Here is a 20268-nt window from a genome sequence, read left to right as displayed (position 1 = left end):
CGCCAGCTTGGCTGCCGGTCCCGTGCGTGGTCGCCAGCTTGGCTGCCGGTCCCGTGCGTGGTCGCCAGCTTGGCTGCCGGTCCCGTGCGTGGTCGCCAGCTTGGCTGCCGGTCCCGTGCGTGGTCGCCAGCTTGGCTGCCGGTCCCGTGCGTGGTCGCTTCGTTGGCTGCCGGTCCCGTGCGTGGTCGCCAGCTTGGCTGCCGGTCCCGTGCGTGGTCGCTTCGGTTCGGTCGCTGGTCCCACCCTCTCGTCGGTCGCTGATCCGTCGATACCCAAATCGGCTCGCGCTCCGCGCCTCGTGCGTACCGGGGCTCGCGCTGGCGCGCGAGTCGTACGTTCCCGACCCCCGAGCCGTACGTTCCCGCACTTCGTCCCGCGTGTTGCCCGTTCAGCCCCCGCGTGTCGCCCACCCAACCCCTGCGAATTGCCCCTTCACCCACCCCGCACCCGGCAGGCGGTGTGAGCGGGACCGCAATTCGGTTGTCCCGTGGCCGTGCCGTTACCCTGTTCGGCGTGAGTGTCGAGTCTGTTTTCCCCAGGTTGGAGCCGCTGCTGCCGAGGGTGTCCAAGCCGGTGCAGTACGTCGGCGGGGAGCTCAACGCGACCCTCAAGGACTGGGACGAGACCACGGTCCGCTGGGCGCTGATGTACCCGGACGCGTACGAGGTCGGCCTGCCCAACCAGGGCGTCATGATCCTCTACGAAATCCTCAACGAGCTGCCGGACGTGCTGGCCGAGCGCACCTACGCGGTGTGGCCGGACCTGGAAGCGCTGATGCGCGAGCACGACGTGCCGCAGTTCACCGTGGACGGGCATCGGCCCGTGAGCGAGTTCGACCTGTTCGGCATCAGCTTCGCCACGGAGCTGGGATACACGAACATGCTCACGGCGCTGGACCTCGCGGGTATCCCGATCCACGCCGAACAAAGGACCGAAGACCACCCCATCGTGGTGGCCGGCGGGCACGCGGCGTTCAACCCCGAGCCGATCGCGGACTTCATCGACGCGGCGGTCCTCGGTGACGGCGAGGAGGCCGTCCTCGAGATCACCGAGATCGTGAAGCAGTGGAAGGCCGAGGGCTGCCCCGGCGGGCGCGACGAGGTGCTGACCCGGCTCGCCGAGACCGGTGGGGTGTACATCCCGCGGTTCTACGACGTCGAGTACCTGCCGGACGGGCGCATTCAGCGCGTCGTGCCGAACCGGGAGCGCGTGCCGTACCGGGTGTTCAAGCGGACCACGATGGACCTCGACGCGTGGCCCTATCCGAAGCAGCCGCTGGTGCCGCTCGCCGAGAGCGTGCACGAGCGGATGAGCGTGGAGATCTTCCGCGGCTGCACGCGCGGCTGCCGGTTCTGCCAGGCGGGCATGATCACGCGGCCGGTCCGCGAACGCAGCATCGAGGGCATCGGCGCGATGGTCCAAAGAGGACTGGAAGCGACCGGGTTCGAAGAGGTCGGGCTGCTGAGCCTGAGCAGTGCCGACCACTCCGAGATCGCGGAGATCACCAAGGGCCTCGCGGACCGCTACGAGGGCACGAACACGGGCCTCAGCCTGCCGAGTACTCGGGTGGACGCGTTCAACATCGACCTCGCGAACGAGTTGTCCCGCAACGGAAGGCGCTCGGGTCTGACGTTCGCGCCGGAGGGCGGCAGCGAGCGGATTCGCCGCGTCATCAACAAGATGGTGTCCGAAGAGGACCTCATCCGGACGGTGTCCGCCGCGTTCGCCAACGGGTGGCGGCAGGTGAAGCTGTACTTCATGTGCGGCCTGCCCACCGAGGAGGACGAGGATGTCCTGCAGATCGCGGAGATGGCCAAGAACGTCATCCGCGCGGGCCGGGAAGCCAGTGGCCGCAAGGACATTCGCTGCACCATCTCGATCGGCGGATTCGTGCCGAAGCCGCACACGCCGTTCCAGTGGGCACCGCAGTGCGACCCGGACACCGTGGACGACCGCCTCCGGAAGCTGCGGGAAGCGATCAACACCGACCGCAGCCTCGGGCGCAACATCGGCATGCGCTACCACGACGGCAAGCCCAGTCTCATCGAAGGCCTGCTCAGCCGGGGTGACCGGCGCATCGGTCACGTCATCGAGGCCGTGTGGCGCGACGGCGGACGGTTCGACGGCTGGTCCGAGCACTTCTCCTACGAGCGGTGGACGACCAAGGCCGCCGAGGCCCTCGAACCGCTCGGCGTCGACCTCGCCTGGTTCACCACGCGGGAGCGCGAGGAGCTCGAGGTGCTGCCCTGGGACCACCTGGACTCGGGGCTGGACAAGGAATGGCTCTGGGCCGACTGGCAGGACGCGCTCGACGAGCGCGAGCAGGACGACTGCCGGTGGACCCCGTGCTTCGACTGCGGTGTGTGCCCGGCAATGGGCACGGACATCGAGGTCGGGCCGACCGGCCGGACCCTGATCCCGATCACGCCGGTCGGCAAGGGCTCGCCGGTCCGCAACCCGGCGCTGACCCGAAGCTAGTTGGTGACCGCCGCGAGCGCGTCCACCATGCCGTGCCCGTAGAAGCTGTTGTACTCGGAGTACCCGGTGCAGAACGCGTCCTGGACGCCCGTACCGTTCAGGTCGTAGTCCGCGGGACACGCGACCGTCTTGGCCTGCGCGTTGAGCATCTTGCCGACGGACGCGGCGTCCGCCTCGGGGTGCGTCGAGGCGATCAACGCCGCCACGCCGGAGGCGTGCGGCGTGGCCATCGACGTGCCGCACGAGTAGTCGTAGCCGGACGGCACGGTGGACAGCACGCAGCCCGGCTTGTCGCGCTGGTCTCCGCCGGGGGCGGTCACGTCGATGGCGCCCAGGCCGTAGGAGCTGTAGCCGGCCTTCGTCGACGTCGACGAGACCGACGACACGCCGACGACCTTGGGCAGCTGGGCGGGCAGCATGACGCACGAGGCGTCGACGCCACGCGAGCGCGGTTCCGCCGCGTTCGTGGGGCTCGCCGTGTCGTGACCGGGGCGGGTGAGGTCGACGCCGTTGTTGCCGGCCGCGGCGACGTTGAGGACGTTGCGCGAGGACGCGTAGTCGACCGCGCGCTTCACGGCCTCGTAGACGACCGACTGGCCCGGCTCGTTCTGGCACGTGAACAGCCACGGGTCGACGAAGTAGCTGTTGTTGGTGATGGTCATGTTCTTGGCCGCGGCCCACATGAACCCGCACACCGCGTACTCGGGGAGGATGTAGCCGTCGTCGTCGACGACCTTCACCGACGCGAGGCGCACACCCGGCGCGACGCCCGTGACGCCGCGCCCGTCGTTGGCGGCGGCGATGGTGCCCGCGACGTGCGTGCCGTGCGCGGAGGTGGTCGGCGACCACGCGGCGGCCGCCTGGTCCGGCTGGCCGGTCAGGCAGCCGGCGGAGAGCTCGGGGGCCAACGCATCGGCGAGTTCGGGGTGGTTCGGGTCGACACCGGAGTCCAGCACGCCGACGACGACCGACTTGCTGCCGGTCGACACCAGGTGCGCCTCGGGAGCCTGGATCAGGTCCATGTCCCACTGCTCGGCGGCCCGGCTGGAGATCCCGCTCGCGGACAGCAGCTCGGTCTCGTCCTTCTTGCGCTTCTCCGCCCGCTTGCCCGTGCGCTCGGCCTGGGCGCTGTACGCGCGGTCCGGGCCGATCAGCTTCAGGAAGCTCGGGTCCGGTGACGTCGCCACCGCGACCGCGATCTCCGGGTAGTACACCGTCGTGAACCCGCAGGCCGTGCCGATCTCCGCCTCGGCGCTCGCCGGTGTCGTACCCCTGGGGAACACCACCAGGTAGCGCAGAGTCGGCCCTGGCTGGATGCAGCCGGGCTCGGCGACGACAACGACGGGTTCTGCGCCTGCCGGCAGTGACGCTGCCAGGCAACCGCCCGCGAGCAGCGCGGTCACTACCGCTGCCGCCCGCGCGCGACGGAGCAGAGGCACGGGGGACCTCCAGGTGGCCAGGCGTCCAGTCAGCCGGACGGTAGCCAGGTGCAACGATCTAGACAAGCCGAACGCTTCGAATCGGGTTCACGGTACCGTCCTTGCGGAGCAACAGCCTGCGCCGATGGGACTGCACACCCATCGGGTGATCTAGGGAGTAACACTGAGTCGCCAGCAGCCCAACAACCCGTCTGCCGCAGCCGTGCAGAAGCTGCGCCTTCGCTATACCAAGCGGGGGAGGCTGCGGTTCACGTCGCACCGCGACATCGCACGGACCTTCGAACGGGCCCTGCGGCGCGCCGGTGTGCCGATGGCCTATTCACAGGGGTTCAGTCCTCACCCGAAGGTGTCGTGGGTCGGTGCCGCGCCGACCGGCGTCGCCAGTGAGGCCGAGTACGTCGAGGTGTCGGTCGTCGAGCGGGTCGACCCGGAGGCGCTGCGCACGGCGCTGGACGCGGCCCTGCCGCCCGGTATCGACGTGGTCGAGGTCGTGCAGGCCGAGGGCGGCAACCTCACGGAGCGCATCGACGCGAGCGAGTGGCGCGTCGAGCTCGACGGCGTGTCGCCGGAGGAGCTGAGCGCGGCGGTCGACCGGTTCCTCGCGTGCGAGGAAGTGCTGGTCGAGCGGCTGACGAAGGACGGGAAGCGCACCATCGACGTGCGACCGGCCGTGATATCGGCGCACGTCGAGGCCCATTCGAGCGACGCCGGACACGATGAGGCCGGATTGTCACAGCCGTATGGGATACTCATGACGGTCGTCCGGCAGGTAACGCCTACCGTCCGACCCGACGACGTACTGAACGCGCTTCATGTCGTCGCCGACCTCGTGCCACCGGTTCCCGCCAAGGCGACCCGGATGGCGCAGGGACGGCTCGACGACGAAGGCCGGCTGGTCGACCCGTTTGCCCAGGACAGAGGGTCCTCGGCGACGCAGGGCGCCCCGGCGGCCGACGAGGAGTAGAGCAGGAGCGACGCTGACGGCGTCGTCGCGGGACCTGCCGAGATGTGAGCCGAGCCCGGCCACACCCGGCGCGAGGCAAGGATTCCCGCCGCGAGCAGCGGCGCGGAGAGAGACAAAAGAGGCCCCTGCGCGGCCGCGTCCTCACCAGGACGCGCCCGGGGGTGGAGGAGCTGCATGTCGAACACTGACAAGCCCGCCGGCGGTGCCGGCGGGAACAGCGTGGTATCCGCACGGCCCGAGCTGGCAGATCTGCCCTCGAAGCTGCGGGTGCACGCGCTGGCGAAGCTGCTGGACGTCAGCAGCAAGGAGATCGTCGCCGCGCTCGCGGACCTCGGTGAGAGCGTCCGCAGCGCGCAGTCCAGCGTGTCGCGCGACGTCGCGCTGAAGGTCGCCGAAACCCTCCTGAACTGGGAGGACATCGAGTCCGGCGAGATCACCGAGGACTACGAGGAGCCCGCCGTCCCGGCCAGGGACGTCTCCGCGCTCACCCCCGTCTTCGCGGCGCCGTCGGCGGTGTTCCTGCCGCCGCAGCCGGTCGAGCGGCCCAAGCCGCAGCCGGTCTTCGCGGAGCCGGCGGAGGAGGAGCCCGCGGCCCAGCCCGCCGCCGAAGAGCCCGATCAGGCCGACGACGCCGGTGACGACGAGGGCGAGGGCCGTCGCCGTCGCCGCCGGGGCCGCCGCGGTCGTGGCCGGGGCAAGGGCGTCGGTGAGGACAGCGGCGCCGAGGACCAGGCCGAGGAGTCCGCGGACGAGCCGGAGGCCGGCGAGGCCGAGGAGCAGGCCGACGAGGACGACGCGGACAGCTCGAGCCGTCGCCGTCGCCGTCGCCGCCGCCGCAAGACGGGCGCCGACGACGAGACCGTCGCGCAGGACGACGACCCGCCGAACACGGTCGTGCACGTCCGCGAGGCGCGCGACGACAAGGCGGCCGACACCGAGGCCGCCCAGAGCGAGGCGGCCCGCAGCGAGGTCCGCAGCATCCGCGGCTCGACGCGCCTGGAGGCCAAGCGCCAGCGCCGCCGCGACGGCCGCGAGGCCGGCCGCCGCCGTGCCCCGGTGCTCACCGAGGCCGAGTTCCTGGCCCGCCGCGAGGCCGTGGCCCGGACGATGGTCGTGCGCCAGCGCGGTGACCGCACGCAGATCGGCGTGCTCGAGGACGGCGTGCTCGTCGAGCACTTCGTCACGTCGTCGGGCAGCGGTTCGATCGTGGGCAACGTCTACCTCGGCCGCGTGCAGAACGTGCTGCCGAGCATGGAGGCCGCGTTCATCGACATCGGCCGCGGCCGCAACGCCGTGCTGTACGCCGGTGAGGTGGACTGGGACGCCGCCGGTCTCGAGGGCAAGTCCCGCAAGATCGAGCAGGCGCTCTCCAGCGGCGACAGCGTGCTCGTCCAGGTCACCAAGGACCCGGTCGGCCACAAGGGCGCCCGCCTGACCACGCAGATCAGCCTGCCCGGCCGGTTCCTCGTGTACGTGCCCGGCGGCGGCGCGACCGGCATCAGCCGCAAGCTGCCGGACATCGAGCGCAAGCGCCTGAAGGACATCCTCAAGCGGGTCGTCCCCGAGGACGCGGGCGTGATCATCCGCACTGCCTCGGAGGGCATCTCCGAGGAGGAGCTGGGCCGCGACGTCACGCGTCTGCAGGCGCAGTGGAAGGTCATCAAGGAGAAGTCCGAGAGCACCTCCACCAAGGCGCCGACGCTGCTCTACGAGGAGCCGGACCTGCTGGTGAAGGTCGTCCGCGACCTGTTCACCGAGGACTTCGCGCAGCTCGTCGTCCAGGGCGACGAGGCGTGGGACGTGATCGACGGCTACGTCCGCCACGTGGCGCCGGACCTGCAGGACCGCCTGAAGAAGCACGTCGGCAACAACGACGCCTTCGTCGAGTACCGCATCGACGAGCAGCTGATGAAGGCGCTGGACCGCAAGGTCTGGCTGCCGTCCGGTGGCTACCTGATCATCGACCGCACCGAGGCGATGACGGTCATCGACGTCAACACCGGCAAGTTCACCGGATCGGGCGGAAACCTCGAGGAGACCGTCACCAGGAACAACCTGGAGTCGGCCGAGGAGATCGTCCGCCAGCTCCGGCTGCGCGACATCGGCGGCATCATCGTCATCGACTTCATCGACATGGTCCTGGAGTCGAACCGCGACCTGGTGCTGCGCCGCCTGACCGAGTGCCTCGGCCGCGACCGCACGCGTCACCAGGTCGCCGAGGTGACCTCGCTGGGCCTGGTGCAGATGACGCGCAAGCGGGTCGGCACCGGCCTGCTGGAGGCGTTCAGCACCACGTGTGAGCACTGCCGTGGCCGCGGTGTGCTGGTGTCCACCGAGCCCGTGCACACGCACGGCGGCGGTGGCGGCCAGCCCCAGCAGCAGCAACAGCAGCAGGGCGGCCGCAAGTCGCGCCGCAACAAGGGTGGCGAGGCTCCCGCCGAGGCACCTGCCGTGGTCGAGGCGGCCACCGAGACGGTCGTCGACGAGCCCGTCGTCGAGCCGTTGCCCGAGGACGCCGAGCCCGCGCTGATCGCCGACCAGGAGCCGACGGGCACGCGCCGTGAGCGCCGTCGCCGTCGTCGCCGGGACTCGGGTGCGCAGGTCGACCTCGTGGTGAGTGAGGACCAGCCGCTCAACGGCCACGTGCCGCACGACGAGGCTGAGGAGGCCGAGGCGGAGGTCGCCGGAGCCGAGGTGGCTGAGGCTGACGTCGCTGACGCCGAGGTGGCCGAGGCTGATGTGGCTGAGGCTGCTGAAGCCGGGGCTGTAGATGCCGGGGCTGCTGCGGCCGAGGTCGCGCCTGCAGTCGCCGAGCCGGTCGCCGAGGAGCCGCAGCTCGTAGCGGAGCCCGAGGTGCGGGCCGAGCCCGAACCCACCGCCGTCGAGCCGGTCGCGGACACCGCGCCCGCCGAGGTCGAGCCGGAGCCCATCGTCGCCGAGCCGGTCGTCGCCGAGCCGGTTGCTGCTGAGCCGGTCGTCACCGAGCCCGTCGTTGCCGAGCAGCCCGCGCCGAAGGCGAACACCCGTCGCCGCGCGGCGCGACGTTCGGCCGGTGCGCCCGTGAAGCACGAGGCGCCCGCGCCGGTGGCCCTGGTCGAGCCGCCGAAGCAGCCCGAACCCCAAATGCCCGCACCGGTGGTCACCACCACCCGCAGGAGCCGCGGCGTGTCGCGGCCCGCGGGACCGCCGGTCCAGGAGGGCTGACCAGAAGCGAACGAGCCGGGGCACACCGCCCCGGCTCGATTGCCATGAGGGGAGCTTTGCCAGCGGTCAGCGCTGGCAAAGCTCCCCTCATAGCAACTCCTGGCTTTGGGCCGATCGGGCGGCGCGGGCCCGTTCGGCACAGGTCCTCCGATGTCCATCGCTACGGTGCAGGGCGTGATCGGTCTGGAGCTGCGCGCGCTGAGGGTGCCCGGCCTGACCGAGCCGCTGACCGTGACCGTGGAGCTCGACGAGGTGGTGGCCCTCGTGCTGCCCCATCCTGTGGCGACCGCGCTCGCCGACGTCGTCACGGGCATCGCGGAACCCGCCGGCGGCGACGTCCTGGTCGACGGGAGCCCGCTCGCCGCGCCCAGGCCAGGTGTGCCGTCACCGGTGGCGCTCGTTCCGCCGGACGGGGGACTTCTCCCGCATCTCACCGTGAAAGCCAACATCCTCTACGGCCGGTGCGTTGCCGAGGGCATGAGGGAAGACCAGCTGCGGGGCCAGCTGCGCACCGCGGCGACCCAGCTGAGCCTGCTCGACGTGCTGGACTCGCGTCCGCACGAGCTGACCGCGGGCCGGCGGCTGCGCGTCGGGCTGGCGCGCGCCCTGCTGCGTTCACCGCTCGCGCTGGTGCTGGAGGACCGGGCGGACCGCCCGTCGTGGGCGGCGCAGCTGACCCCGCGCGACGCGCTCGACGGCACGGCTGTTCTGGTGATCACCGACGACCGAACCAGGGTGATCGGCTTCGCGGACACCGTGCTGGAGGTCGCGTGATCCGTCGTCGAACGGTCCTCGCCGCACCTCTCGCGCTCGCCGTCGGGTGCGGGGTGACGGGTCCGGTGCGCGTGGCTGTCACGTGGAGCGGCTGGGAACTCGCCCGCTTCCGCGCGGTCCTCGACGTCTTCGAGACCGAGAGCGGACTGTCCACCGAAGTCGTGCCGCTGGGCGACGACATCTCCGCGGTGCTCGGTTCCCGGCGCGGCGGCGCGGTGGACGTCGTGATGCTGCCCCAGATCGGCGCTGTACGACAGAACGGCGCCCAGCTGGCGCCACTGGACGCCTTCGTCCCGATCGGCCGGTTTCCCGTGGCGTGGCGCGACATCGTGACGCTCGACGGCGCCGTGCGCGGCATCCCGTTCAAGATCGCGAACAAGTCCGTCGTCTGGTACCGCAAGGACGTCTTCGACCGGTTCGGTGAGAAACCGCCCGAGCGCTGGACGGACTGGCTCGCCCTGAACGCCCGGCTCGCGGACCGCGGCGTGGCGCCGCTCGCGCTCGGCGGGGCGGACGGGTGGATTCTCAGCGACTTCTTCGAGAACGTGCTGCACGCCGGGGACGACCAGGCGTACCGGGCGCTCGTCGAGAACCCGACCGGGTGGACGCGGCGTGAGGTGGTCCGGGCGTTCCAGGAGGTCGGACGCATGTGGGCGCCGCCGGGCACGCTCTCCGGCGGCGCGGACGGCGCGTTGCTGACGCAGGGCGACGGGGCCGTCGTCGACCACTTCCTGCCCGGCCGGGCCGCGATGGTCGCGGGCGCCGACTTCACCTACCCGGTGATCGCGCGGCACGCCGAACCCGGACTGCCCGCGGGCTGGCTCGACTGGTTCCACTTCCCCTCGCGCGACGACAACCACCACCGCGCGCCGAAGGTCGGTGCGGACATCGTCGTGGTGCCCGCGCCCGCGACCGAGGGTGCGCTGGCGCTCGCACGATGGCTGGCGCAGGCGAAGGCACAACGGATCTGGGCCGGTGAGGGCGGCATGTTGTCGGTTCACGTCGGCGTCGACCAGTCCGCGTACCCGAACGCCCGAGTCGCGGACCTGGCGGCGGAAGTCCGGCACGCCGAGGGCGCGCTGGTGTACGACCTGGCCGACCAGCTCGGCGCGATCGGCGACGGGCTTAGGCGCGTGCTGCAGGACTTCCTGCGCGTCGTCGGCGGCAATCCGTCCGGTGTGGACACTGCTGCCGAGGACGCCGCGGCGCGGATGGAACGGATCGCGGCGGGGGTGCGGCGTGAGCACTGAAACAAGTGGTCCGGCGCTCGAGCTGGAGCTCGCGGTCCGCGAGCTCTCCGGGCCGGTCGTCACGGGCAACCCGCGCCGGGCGACGCTCGGCTGGCTGCTCGGGCTGCCCGCGTTGCTGCTCGTCGGCGGTGTGCTGGCCGCGCCCGTCGCGTACACGGTGTGGATCAGCTTCGGCAGCTACGGACACGTACTGTCCGATTCGGACACCTGGGTGGCGCTGCGCAACAGCCTGCTGTGGGTGCTCGTCGCGGTCGGCGTGACCGCGGGCGGGTTCGCACTCGCCGTGCTCACGCGCCGGGTTCGTTGGGGCGCAACGGTTCTGCTCCTGGTGCTAGTCGCGCCGATGGCCGTGTCGGCGCTCGTCGCGGGCATCGCGTTCCGGCAGATGTACGACCCGTCCGAACACCGCGGCGTCGTCTCGGCTCTGGTGACCGCGGCGCACGACGCGCTGAAAGGCACGGCTCCCGCGGCCGGTGCGCGACCGGACAGTTCGGTGAACGGGCCGGACCGGCTCGACTGGCAGCCCGCCGCCGGCGGCCTGCGCACGGCGGGCACGTTCCAGCAGGGCGGGGTGGCCGATCTGCGGGTCGTCGGGGTCACGGTGACCGGCACCGAGCCGACGTCGCCGCCCGCCGCCGAGCGCGGCCGGATCAGCGGACGCGTGCGTGCGACGACCGGGGCGCTCGCGGGCGTTCCCGTGTCGGCGTGGAGCTTCGGCGAGCTCAAGGGGGAGACCGTCACCGGGCCCGGCGGCGTGTTCCAGCTGGACGTCGGCACGTCGGACGCCGGGTACTACTTGGTCATCCCCGAGGACGCGATCGCGCCGCGCTTCACCCCGCCGGACTGGCTCGGACCGAACTGGATCGGACTCGTCCTGGCGTCGGCGTTCGTCTGGGCGTGGGTGGGCTTCGCCGCCGCGTTGTTCCGCGCCGGACTCGACGCCGTGCCGCCGGACCTCCGGCGCGTGGCGCAGGTCGAGGGCGTCGGACGGTGGCGGCAGCTGCGCACCGTGATCCTGCCGCTGCTGCGCCCGGTCACCGCGGTCGTGCTGCTGACCGTCGTGGTGGCGGCCGTGCGGCTGTTCGACCTGGTGCTGGTCATGGTGCCCGGCTCCATCCAGCCGGACGTCGACGTCGTCGCGGTCAACTGGTGGCGCGAACGAGGAGGCCGGACGGAGGGCGAGTCGGCCGCGCTGTCGGTCGTGCTGTTCGCAGTGGTGGCCGTGGTCGCGCTGGTCGGCGTGCGGGGACTGCGGCACAACCCGTGGCCGCGCCGCGACGAGCGGGTGGAGAACCCGCGGCCGCGGCGCCGGTGGGGCACCGCGATCGCGGTGGTGGTCGCGCTGCTGTGGGCGTATCCGCTGCTGTCGTTGCTGGTCACGTCGCTGCGCGCGCCGTTGGACGCCGCCGTCGGCAAGTGGTCCGCGCCGAGCGTGGACTCCTACACGGAGGTGCTCGGCAACGGGCTGGCGGACGCGATGGGGTCGACCGCGTTGATCGCGGTCACCGCGACCGCGCTGGTGCTGCTCGTGGCCGTGCCCGCGGCGCACCAGCTCGCCTGGGGTGATGTGCCGCAACGCGTTGTGCGGGTGCTGGTCGTGCTGCTGACCCTGCTCGCCGTCGTGCCGGTGCAGATGTACGCGGACCCGTTGAACGCGGTGTTCGGCCAGTTCGGGCTGGCGAACTCGCGGGCGCCGTTGATCCTGGTGCACGCCGCCGCGGGCGTGCCGTTCGCGGTGTTGCTGCTGCGGGCCGCTCTCGTCGCCGCGCCGCCGCACCTCGTGGCGAGCGCGCGGCCGGGTGAGGTCGGGCGGCGCGCGGCGTACGAGCACGTGATCCGCTACGCCGCGCCGGCGACGATCGCGGTGGCCGTGCTCGAGTTCGTCCAGGTGTGGAACGACTTCGTGGTGGGGCTGCTGGTCAACGGCGCGACGCCGCTGTCGGTCGTGCTGTGGGGCCAGTCGCGGCACTTCGTGACGTCGATCGGCCCGGTTGCCGCCGGTGCCGTGCTGTCCGCCGTCGTGCCCGTCGTGCTGCTGCTCTGCACGTGGCGGTACGTGGTGCGCGGGCTGACGGGAGGCGCGCGATGAAGCGGCGGTTCACCCGCATCGACCTGTACAAGGTGCTCGCCGCGCTGGTGTTCGCGATCGCCGTGCAGCTGCTCAGCGACGTGGTGTCGGACAAGGTCCTCAGCCCCGCGGTGCGCAAGGCGATCGCGATCCCGACGCTGGTCGTGATCGCCGCATGCGTGGTCGTGTGGCTGGTGCTCGCGGTCCGGCGGGGCAAGGGCGACCGGCCGCCGGGTGCGTCGATCGAGCCGACGGCCCCGGCGCCGCCGCTGGACTGGGAGCCGCCCGCGACGGGCCTGTTCGGCCGCGACGACGAGGTCCTGGACGCCGTGCGGCGCGCGTCCGAGCACCACGTCGTGGCCATCGTCGGTCCACGCGACATCGGCACGTCCGCGCTGGCCGCCGAGGTCGTCGGCAAGCTGCCCGGCCCGAAGTACCGGCTGGACATGCGCAGCCGGTCGTCCGAGGAGCCCGAGGAAGTCCGCGTCGTGGTGAGCCGGTTGCTGTCGGCGTTCAAGCTCGACGTGCCCGCCCGCGACGACGACGCCTCGCTGACCGACGCCGCGCACCGGCTGTTCGAGGAGCTCGCCGGCCGGTCCGCGGTGCTGTTCCTGGACGAGGTGTCCGAACCGGACCAGGTGCGCTGGCTGCTGGTCGGCAGCCGCGACACGACCGTCGTGATCGCCGGTGAGCAACGGGTCGCGGACGCCGTGCGGCCGGACGAGGCCGTGCAGGTCGGACCGTTGTCCCCGGAGGACGGCACGCGGATGCTGCTGGCGGAGCTGGGCTGGGCGAAGGTCGACCGGTCCGATGAGCATCTAGTGCACCGGCTGGTCGCGGCGTGTCTCGGCCGGCCCAGGGCGATCCGCGACGTGGCCCTGCAGCTCAAGGGCGACTGGACGCTCGCATCGCTCGTCGCCGCAGTCGAGTCCACTGAGGACACTCCGGGGCACGTGTTCCGCGTGCGCGTCGCCGTGCTGGGCCGGATCCGGGAATCGTTGTCGCCCAACGCGATCCGGCTGATGGAGGCGCTGGCCCGGCTACCGGTGACCGCGTTGCCGCCCGCCGCCGTGGCCGCGCTGGTGCCGTCCGGTGACGACGCGGTGCGCGAGCTGACCGACCGCGACCTCGTGCGGTACGTGCCGCCGGGGCGGTACCGGATGCCGTTGGAGGTGCGGCGGGCGGTGCAGCACAGCACCGAGGGCAAGAAGCGTGGTGCGCAACGGCCGTTGGCGCGGCTCGTGCGGTACTACGCGGACCTGGCCGAAGCGCGCGCGTTGGAACTGGTGGCGCCGGAGACCAGTGAACGTGCCAGCGAGTGGTTCCTCGCCGAGGAGGCGTTGCTGCTGGAGCTGGTGCGGCAGCCGGGGCCGTTCGCGGACGTCTGCCGCATCGCGGACGCGTTGGACGGCTGGCACAGCCGGGAGCAGCGCGCGGCCGAACTGCTGGCCGTCGCGAACGCGCTCGCCGCGGCGGCCGACCGTGAGCACGACCTCGGTGTCGGCGCGCTCGCGGCCGTGCGCCGGTCGACCGCGCTGCGGATGGCCGGACGGATCGACGAGGCCGCGTCGGCGCTGGCCGAGGCCGAGGACCGGCGGGTACCGGCGTTCGCGGCACGCGAGCAGCTCGCGTGGGCGTTGCTGCACCTGGAACGGTCCGATGCGGACTCATTGCAGACCGCGGAACGGTCGCTGCGCCGCTCGCTCGACCTGCTGCCGCACGACGACCTGGCCGGACAGGCGTGTGTGCGGATCAACCTCGGCGTGCTGCGGCTGCGGCAGGCACAGCCGGTCAAGGCCGACGAACACCTGGCGCGTGCCGCCGAGCTGGCGAGCGACGCCGGTGACTGGTCCACGCGGGCGCACGCGATCGAGCTGCTCGGGGTGGCGAGCTGGCGGCGTGGCCGGCACCCGGAGGCCGTGAAGCGGTGGACGCGCGCACTCGGGATGTACCGCGAACTCGACGAGGAGATCGGCACCGCGCGGTGCCTCGCGCACCTCGGCGGGGCTGCGCTGACGGACGGTTCGGTGGCAGCATTGGTGCGAGGGGAGGGCTTGTGAGAGAAGACACACCGAGGGCGCTCGATTCGGCCGAGGCCGCCACTGTCGCCCGCCGTCTGCTGCTGGAAAGCTTGCGACTGCGGGCAGGTCAACCCGCCGACGCGGCCGGTACGCGCTTGGTGCGGTCCCATCTCGCCGAGGCGGAGCGTCGCCTCGGGCACCCCGGTTTGCCCGGCGGCGCACGGCTCCCGTAACCTATTGCGTGGCCCGTCATCCGGCGGGTCCCGTCGTGTGCCCCCTCAGCTGCCAGTAGGAATCAACACGGTTGCTGATGGGGAGGCGCATGGCCCGTCACCATCGAGTAGCAGGAGACTTCCGTCCTGATGTACGCGATCGTCAAGACCGGCGGCAAGCAGTACAAGGTCGCTGTCGGCGACATCGTCGAGGTCGAGAAGCTCGAGGGCGAGCCGGGCACCGAAATCTCCCTCCAGGCACTGCTCGTGGTCGACGGCACCGACGTGACCGCTGACGCGGCGGCCCTGGAGAAGTTCTCGGTGACCGGCAAGGTCGTCGAGCACACCAAGGGTCCCAAGATCCGCATCCACAAGTTCAAGAACAAGACCGGATACCACAAGCGCCAGGGTCACCGTCAGAAGCTGACCCGCGTCGAGGTCACCGGCATCACCGGTAAGTGAGGACCTGACTTCTCATGGCACACAAAAAGGGTGCATCCAGCTCCCGCAACGGCCGTGACTCCAACCCGCAGTACCTCGGGGTCAAGCGGTTCGGTGGTCAGGTCGTCAAGGCCGGCGAGATCCTGATCCGCCAGCGCGGCACCAAGTTCCACCCCGGCGTCAACGTCGGCCGTGGCAAGGACGACACGCTGTTCGCGCTCGCCGCCGGTGCGGTCGAGTTCGGCACCAAGCGTGGTCGCAAGACCGTCAACATCGTGCCGGCCCAGGTCTGAAGGCCTGTTCCGCGCGTTAGTTAGACACCCCAGCGAGGGGCGGGACCGGTCATCCGGCTCCGCCCCTCGTTGCGTGTCGTTGGAAAGGAAGTAGTTCCGTGGCCCGCTTCGTAGACCGGGTGGTGATCCACGCTGCCGCCGGCAACGGGGGCAACGGTTGTGCTTCGGTGCACCGCGAGAAGTTCAAGCCGCTCGGCGGCCCCGACGGGGGCAACGGCGGCAAGGGCGGCGACGTGATCCTCGTCGTCGACTCGCAGGTGCACACCCTGCTCGACTTCCACTTCCGCCCGCATGCCGCCGCCACGAACGGCAAGGCCGGCGCGGGCGCGAACCGGGATGGCGCGAACGGTGAAGACCTGGAGCTGCGCGTGCCGGACGGCACCGTGGTGCTCACCGAGGACGGCGAGGTCGTGGCCGACCTGGTCGGCGAGGGCACCCGGCTGATCGCCGCCGCCGGTGGCCGTGGTGGTCTGGGCAACGCCTCGCTGGCGTCCAAGGCGCGCAAGGCCCCCGGTTTCGCGTTGCTCGGCGAGCCCGGCGAGACCCGCGATCTGGTGCTGGAGCTGAAGTCCGTCGCGGACGTCGGCCTGCTGGGCTTCCCGTCGGCGGGCAAGTCGTCGCTGATCTCCGTGCTCTCCGCGGCGAAGCCGAAGATCGCCGACTACCCGTTCACCACGCTCGTCCCGAACCTGGGCGTGATCACCGCGGGCGAGACCGTGTTCACCATGGCCGACGTGCCGGGCCTCATTCCGGGCGCGTCGGACGGCAAGGGCCTCGGCCTCGACTTCCTGCGGCACATCGAGCGCTGCGCGGTGCTGGCGCACGTCGTGGACTGCGCGACGTTCGAAGAGGGCCGCGACCCGCTGTCGGACATCGACGCGCTGGAGGCCGAGCTGGCGCAGTACACGCCGTCGCTCGGCGGCGATCTCGCCGACCGGCCGCGCGTGGTGATCCTCAACAAGATCGACATTCCGGACGCTCGCGACCTCGCGGACATCGTCAAGCCGGAGATCGAGGCGCGCGGCCTGCGCGCGTTCGAGATCTCGACGGCCTCGCGCGAGGGTCTGCGCGAGCTGACGTTCGCGCTGGCCGAGGTGGTGCGCGAGTACCGCGCCGCGCAGCCGGAGAAGGAAGCGACGCGCATCGTGCTGCGGCCGACCGCCGTGGACGACGCGGGGTTCACCGTGGTCGAGGACCCGGAGACCGAAGGCGGCTTCATCGTGCGGGGCGACCGGCCCGAGCGGTGGATCAAGCAGACCGACTTCTCCAACGACGAGGCCGTCGGCTACCTCGCGGACCGGCTCAACCGCCTGGGCGTCGAGGAGGAACTGGTCAAGCTGGGCGCCGTGCCCGGTTGCCAGGTCACCATCGGCGACCTGGTGTTCGACTGGGAGCCGACCACGCCCGCCGGCATCGCGATGACGATGACCGGCCGTGGCACGGACGCCCGGCTGGAGCGCAACGAGCGCGTCGGCGCCGCGGACCGCAAGGCCGCCAAGAAGGCTCGGCGCCTGCCCGGAGACTACGAGTTCGACGAGGAGTAACCAGTGACGGCCCCCGTGGTCTCACAGGCTCGGCAGGCGGTCGCTTCGGCGAACCGCATCGTGGTGAAGGTCGGCTCGTCGTCGTTGACGACGGCGGCGGGCGGCCTGGACGTCTCCCGGCTCGACGCCCTGGTCGACGCGCTGTCGGCGCGGGTGGCCGCGGGTTCGCAGGTGGTGCTCGTGTCGTCGGGCGCGATCGCCGCGGGCCTCGCGCCGCTGGGCATCGCCCGCCGCCCGCGTGACCTGGCCACGCAGCAGGCCGCCGCGTCGGTCGGGCAGCTGACCCTCGCGCACGCGTACGCCAACTCGTTCGGCCGCTACTCGCTGACCGTCGGCCAGGTGCTGCTGACCGCGGACGACGTCGTGCGCCGCTCGCACTACCGCAACGCGCAGCGCACGTTCTCGCGGCTGCTGGCGCTGGGCGCCGTGCCGGTGGTGAACGAGAACGACACCGTGGCCACCGAGGAAATCCGCTTCGGTGACAACGACCGGCTCGCCGCCCTCGTGGCGCATCTGGTCGGCGCCGATGCGTTGTTCCTGCTGTCCGATGTGGACGCTCTCTACTCCGGTGACCCGCGCAAGCCCGGTGCCTCGCGGATCACCGAGGTCCAGTCGGCGTCCGATGTGGACGGTGTGTCGGCGGGTACGTCCGGCGCTTCGGGCCTGGGAACCGGTGGCATGGCGTCCAAGCTTGCCGCCGCGCGGCTGGCCTCCGCGGCGGGCATTCCCGTGCTGTTGGCGGGCGCTTCGGACGCTCTTGCGGCGTTGTCGTCCGCTTCCGTCGGCACGGCCTTCGCCGCCGGCGGCTCGCGGTTGTCTGCGCGCCGGTTCTGGCTCGGCTACGCCGCCGACGCGGTCGGCCGGCTGCACCTCGACGACGGTGCCGTCGCCGCGGTCGTGGGCCGTCGCCGTTCCCTGCTCGCAGCCGGCATCACCGGTGTCGACGGAGACTTCGAGGCCGGTGACGTGGTCGAACTGGTGGACACCACGGGTGCTGTCGTCGCCCGCGGGGTGGCGGGGTTCGACGCCGCCGAGCTGCCGTCGTTGATCGGCCGCTCCAGCCACCACCTGCCGGAGGAGCAGCGCCGCGAGGTCGTGCACGCCGACGACCTGGTGCCGCTCGCTAGGTGAGCTCGGCGTTCCTGGTCTCCGGCAACGTGAGGATCACCAGGAACGCGATCACCGCGCCGCCCGCGACGTACCAGAAGAACGCGTCGCTGAGCCATTGGATGACCAGCGGCGCGGTGCCGCCGAAGAGCGCGACCGTCAGGTTGTACCAGGCGCCGATGCCCAGGCCACGCAGCTCGGTCGGGAACAGCTCGCTCATCAACGCGGGCGCGATCGACGTCATCGCCCGGGCAGAGCGCGAGCCCGACGCAGAACACGATCAGCAGCTTGGTCAGACCGGGGTGGCTTCAGTCTGGACGAACGAGCAAGCTTTCGCGATGAACTGTCATTGATGGTCCCGTGATCACGTTGGACAGTGAACCCATGCAGACCATCACGCTCCTCGCCGCAGTCGGGTCCGGTCTCATGGCCGGGCTGTTCTTCTCGTTCTCCACCGCCGTGATGCCTGGGCTGCGCGACCTGTCCGCCGATGCTGCGCGCGCGGCGATGCGCCGCGTCAACGTGCGGATCCAGAACCCCTTGTTCCTGCTGGTGTTCCTCGGCACCGGGGTGTTGAGCGGCATCGCGGTATTCAACGGGCGCGTGATCGGCGGCCTGCTCTACATCGTCGGGTCGCTGCTGCTGACGATGTTCGTCAACGTGCCGATGAACAACCGTCTCGAGCGGACCGACGATGCGTACTGGCCCGAGTACCTCTCGCGATGGACGCTGTGGAACCACGTCCGCACAGTGGCGTCTGCTGGTGCTCTCGTCATGCTGATCGTGTGACCTCGGCCAGCACGCCGTACTTCGGGCGCATCGCGGCCACGCTCGTCGGCGTCACGCGCTGCGGCACGAGTTTCAGCTCGGCCCTGGCGAGCAGTCGAGCAAGCATCACCGTCAGCTCTGTAGTCGCCAGCGTCGCGCCGACACAACGGTGCGGCCCGCCGCCGAACGGCAGGAACTCGTGCGGCGCCGGCTTCCGGGACCAGCGGTCCGGGTCGAAGCGCAGCGGATCCGGCCAGACGTCCGGCAGCCGATGCGTGACGTACGGGCTGTAGAGGAGGAAGGTGCCCTGCTTGATCCGTCTGCCGGCGAACTCGAAGTCCTGGGCAGCGGTGCGTGCCGAGACCACCGCCGGTGGGTACAGGCGCAGCGTCTCGTTGACCACACTGGTCAGGTACGGCAACCGCTTCAGGTCTTCGCCCGCGGCGTCCACTTCGGCCTTGGCCCGATCCCAGACCGTCCGGTGGCGCAGCAGGCTGAACACCGCCCACGCCATGGCCGCGCTCGTCGTCTCGTACCCGGCGGCGATCAGCGTGACCGCCTGGTCCCTGATCTCCAGGTCGCTCAGCGCACAACCGTCCTCGTCGCGGCCGTGCACCAGCGTGGACAGCACGTTGTCGTCCGCGTCGCCCTCACCGGCACGCACCCGCGCGATCTCCGCGTAGATCCGCGCGTCCACCCTGGCCCGCGCCGCCATTGCACGCCGCCAGGTCGGCGTCCGCAGCCGCCGCAGCCACGCGACGACCGGCGGGTTGCGGTCGATCAGGTCGAGCAGCGCCTGCAGTTCCGTGCCGAAGAACTCCGCGTCCCCGGCGAGCCGCCGGCCGAACAGCGACTGGATCGTGCTGCGCCGGATGGCCGCGCGGAACTCCTGGTAGACGTCCACGACCTGGCCCGGTCGCCAGGCGTCGATGGTCGCGTCGGCGTTGTCCGCCATGACCTTCACGTAGCCCGCGATCTGCCGGTGGTGCAACGCGGGCTGCACGAGCCGCCTGCGCCTCCGGTGGTCCTCGCCGTCACTGACGATCAGCGACGTCGGACCGTCGACCGGTACGAGTGCCTGGAACGCCTCCTCGACGCGGAACAGCTGCGCGTTGGCGAAGACGAACCGGTTCGCCTCCGGGCCCAGCAGGTACGTGTACGGGCCGAGCCGCACTACCGGGCCGAAGCGGCGGTGCAACGCCGCCAGCACGTCCGCCTGCCGGAACCGCACCACGTCCGGGGTCATGGCCAGACACTACGACCACTCCGTCCTGCACCGGGGCTGTCTTTCCGGTCAGTGGATCCGGGTTGCCGCTGGGTGCAGTGATCGGTTGGGTGGTTTCGTGGCGGCGCGAGTCGCGCTGTGTGGGGCGCGATGCCGCGACGGCGGCGATGCGATGCCGCGGGTGCGTCGGTTTGCTGGGGCCGCGTGGCGTTCGGAGTCGTGACCTGCCGCCCCGTCCTGCATCGGGGTTGTGTTGCTGGTCAGTGGATCTGCGTTGCCGCTGGGTGCAGTGATCGGCTGGGTGGTTTCGTGGCGGGGCGAGTCTCGTTGCGCGGGGCGCGATGCCGCGACGGTGGCGATGCGATGCCGCGGGTGCGTCGGTTTGCTGGGGCCGCGTGGCGTTCGGAGTCGTGACCTGCCGCCCCGTCCTGCGTCGGGGTTGTGTTGCGGGTCAGTGGGTCCGTGCTGCGGGTGCGATGC

Annotated in this window: 14 protein-coding genes and 1 pseudogene; 12 read left to right on the top strand and 3 right to left on the bottom strand. The window is 71.4% G+C overall.

All coding sequences use genetic code 11. The features are described 5' to 3' along the window. Positions 1-513 precede the first annotated feature (513 nt). Positions 514-2478 (top strand): TIGR03960 family B12-binding radical SAM protein, encoded by a 1965-nt coding sequence (locus QSK35_RS31075; RefSeq protein ID WP_285751131.1) that lies wholly within the window; start codon positions 514-516, stop codon positions 2476-2478. On the opposite strand, the gene QSK35_RS31070 is transcribed toward QSK35_RS31075, so the two are convergent. After that, positions 2475-3917: a S8 family peptidase gene (locus tag QSK35_RS31070; RefSeq protein WP_285751130.1), complete on the bottom strand. Its 1443-nt coding sequence runs from the start codon at positions 3915-3917 to the stop codon at positions 2475-2477. The genes QSK35_RS31075 and QSK35_RS31070 overlap by 4 nt on opposite strands. Before the next feature lie 202 nt (positions 3918-4119). Between QSK35_RS31070 and QSK35_RS31065 the strand changes: the two genes are divergently transcribed. The 10 genes from QSK35_RS31065 to proB all read left to right on the top strand — a co-directional run bounded on the left by QSK35_RS31065 (position 4120) and on the right by proB (position 17819). Beyond that, entirely contained in the window at positions 4120-4881 is a 762-nt protein-coding gene (locus QSK35_RS31065; protein WP_285751129.1) for a TIGR03936 family radical SAM-associated protein, read from the top strand. A 174-nt stretch (positions 4882-5055) separates the two neighbouring features. After that, positions 5056-8085, top strand: coding sequence for a translation initiation factor IF-2 N-terminal domain-containing protein (locus QSK35_RS31060; RefSeq protein WP_285751128.1), 3030 nt, complete (start codon positions 5056-5058; stop codon positions 8083-8085). A gap of 150 nt (positions 8086-8235) precedes the next feature. Continuing rightward, positions 8236-8859: an ATP-binding cassette domain-containing protein gene (locus QSK35_RS31055; protein ID WP_285751127.1), complete on the top strand. Its 624-nt coding sequence runs from the start codon at positions 8236-8238 to the stop codon at positions 8857-8859. Then, the gene (locus QSK35_RS31050; RefSeq protein WP_285751126.1) at positions 8856-10109 is read left to right on the top strand and encodes an ABC transporter substrate-binding protein; all 1254 of its coding nucleotides are present in this window, start codon (positions 8856-8858) and stop codon (positions 10107-10109) included. Before QSK35_RS31055 ends, QSK35_RS31050 begins: the two co-directional genes overlap by 4 nt. Beyond that, positions 10099-12198 carry an ABC transporter permease subunit gene (locus tag QSK35_RS31045; RefSeq protein WP_285751124.1) on the top strand — a complete coding sequence of 700 codons (2100 nt, stop codon included), beginning with the start codon at positions 10099-10101 and terminating at the stop codon, positions 12196-12198. The genes QSK35_RS31050 and QSK35_RS31045 overlap by 11 nt, the downstream gene beginning before the upstream one ends. Then, complete coding sequence (locus tag QSK35_RS31040; protein WP_285751123.1) at positions 12195-14237, top strand: tetratricopeptide repeat protein; 2043 nt, start codon at positions 12195-12197, stop codon at positions 14235-14237. Before QSK35_RS31045 ends, QSK35_RS31040 begins: the two co-directional genes overlap by 4 nt. A gap of 323 nt (positions 14238-14560) precedes the next feature. Continuing rightward, positions 14561-14872: a 50S ribosomal protein L21 gene (gene rplU / locus QSK35_RS31035; RefSeq protein WP_109642823.1), complete on the top strand. Its 312-nt coding sequence runs from the start codon at positions 14561-14563 to the stop codon at positions 14870-14872. Positions 14873-14886: 14 nt separating this feature from the next. Further along, the gene (gene rpmA / locus QSK35_RS31030; RefSeq protein WP_285751122.1) at positions 14887-15144 is read left to right on the top strand and encodes a 50S ribosomal protein L27; all 258 of its coding nucleotides are present in this window, start codon (positions 14887-14889) and stop codon (positions 15142-15144) included. 98 nt (positions 15145-15242) lie between these two features. Next, positions 15243-16688 carry a GTPase ObgE gene (obgE, locus tag QSK35_RS31025; protein ID WP_285751121.1) on the top strand — a complete coding sequence of 482 codons (1446 nt, stop codon included), beginning with the start codon at positions 15243-15245 and terminating at the stop codon, positions 16686-16688. 3 nt (positions 16689-16691) lie between these two features. Then, a complete protein-coding gene (gene proB, locus QSK35_RS31020; RefSeq protein WP_285751120.1) occupies positions 16692-17819 on the top strand; it encodes a glutamate 5-kinase in 1128 nt (375 codons plus the stop codon). Here the strand turns inward: proB and QSK35_RS31015 are convergent. Further along, a pseudogene (locus QSK35_RS31015) lies at positions 17812-18097 on the bottom strand (MFS transporter); the annotation flags it as partial. The gene proB and the pseudogene QSK35_RS31015 overlap by 8 nt on opposite strands. 82 nt (positions 18098-18179) lie before the next feature. On the opposite strand from QSK35_RS31015, the gene QSK35_RS31010 reads away from it, so the two are divergent. Then, positions 18180-18584, top strand: a complete 405-nt coding sequence (locus QSK35_RS31010; protein ID WP_285751119.1) for an anthrone oxygenase family protein — start codon at positions 18180-18182, stop codon at positions 18582-18584. Here QSK35_RS31010 and QSK35_RS31005 read toward each other — a convergent pair. Further along, entirely contained in the window at positions 18568-19809 is a 1242-nt protein-coding gene (locus QSK35_RS31005) for a cytochrome P450 (RefSeq protein WP_285751118.1), read from the bottom strand. The two genes, QSK35_RS31010 and QSK35_RS31005, sit on opposite strands and share 17 nt — an antisense overlap. Between the last annotated feature and the right edge of the window lie 459 nt (positions 19810-20268).

The sequence above is a fragment of the Lentzea sp. NBRC 105346 genome, assembly GCF_030269605.1.
In the GTDB taxonomy this organism is placed as follows: domain Bacteria; phylum Actinomycetota; class Actinomycetes; order Mycobacteriales; family Pseudonocardiaceae; genus Lentzea.
This window is presented reverse-complemented; position numbering and strand designations above follow the sequence as displayed.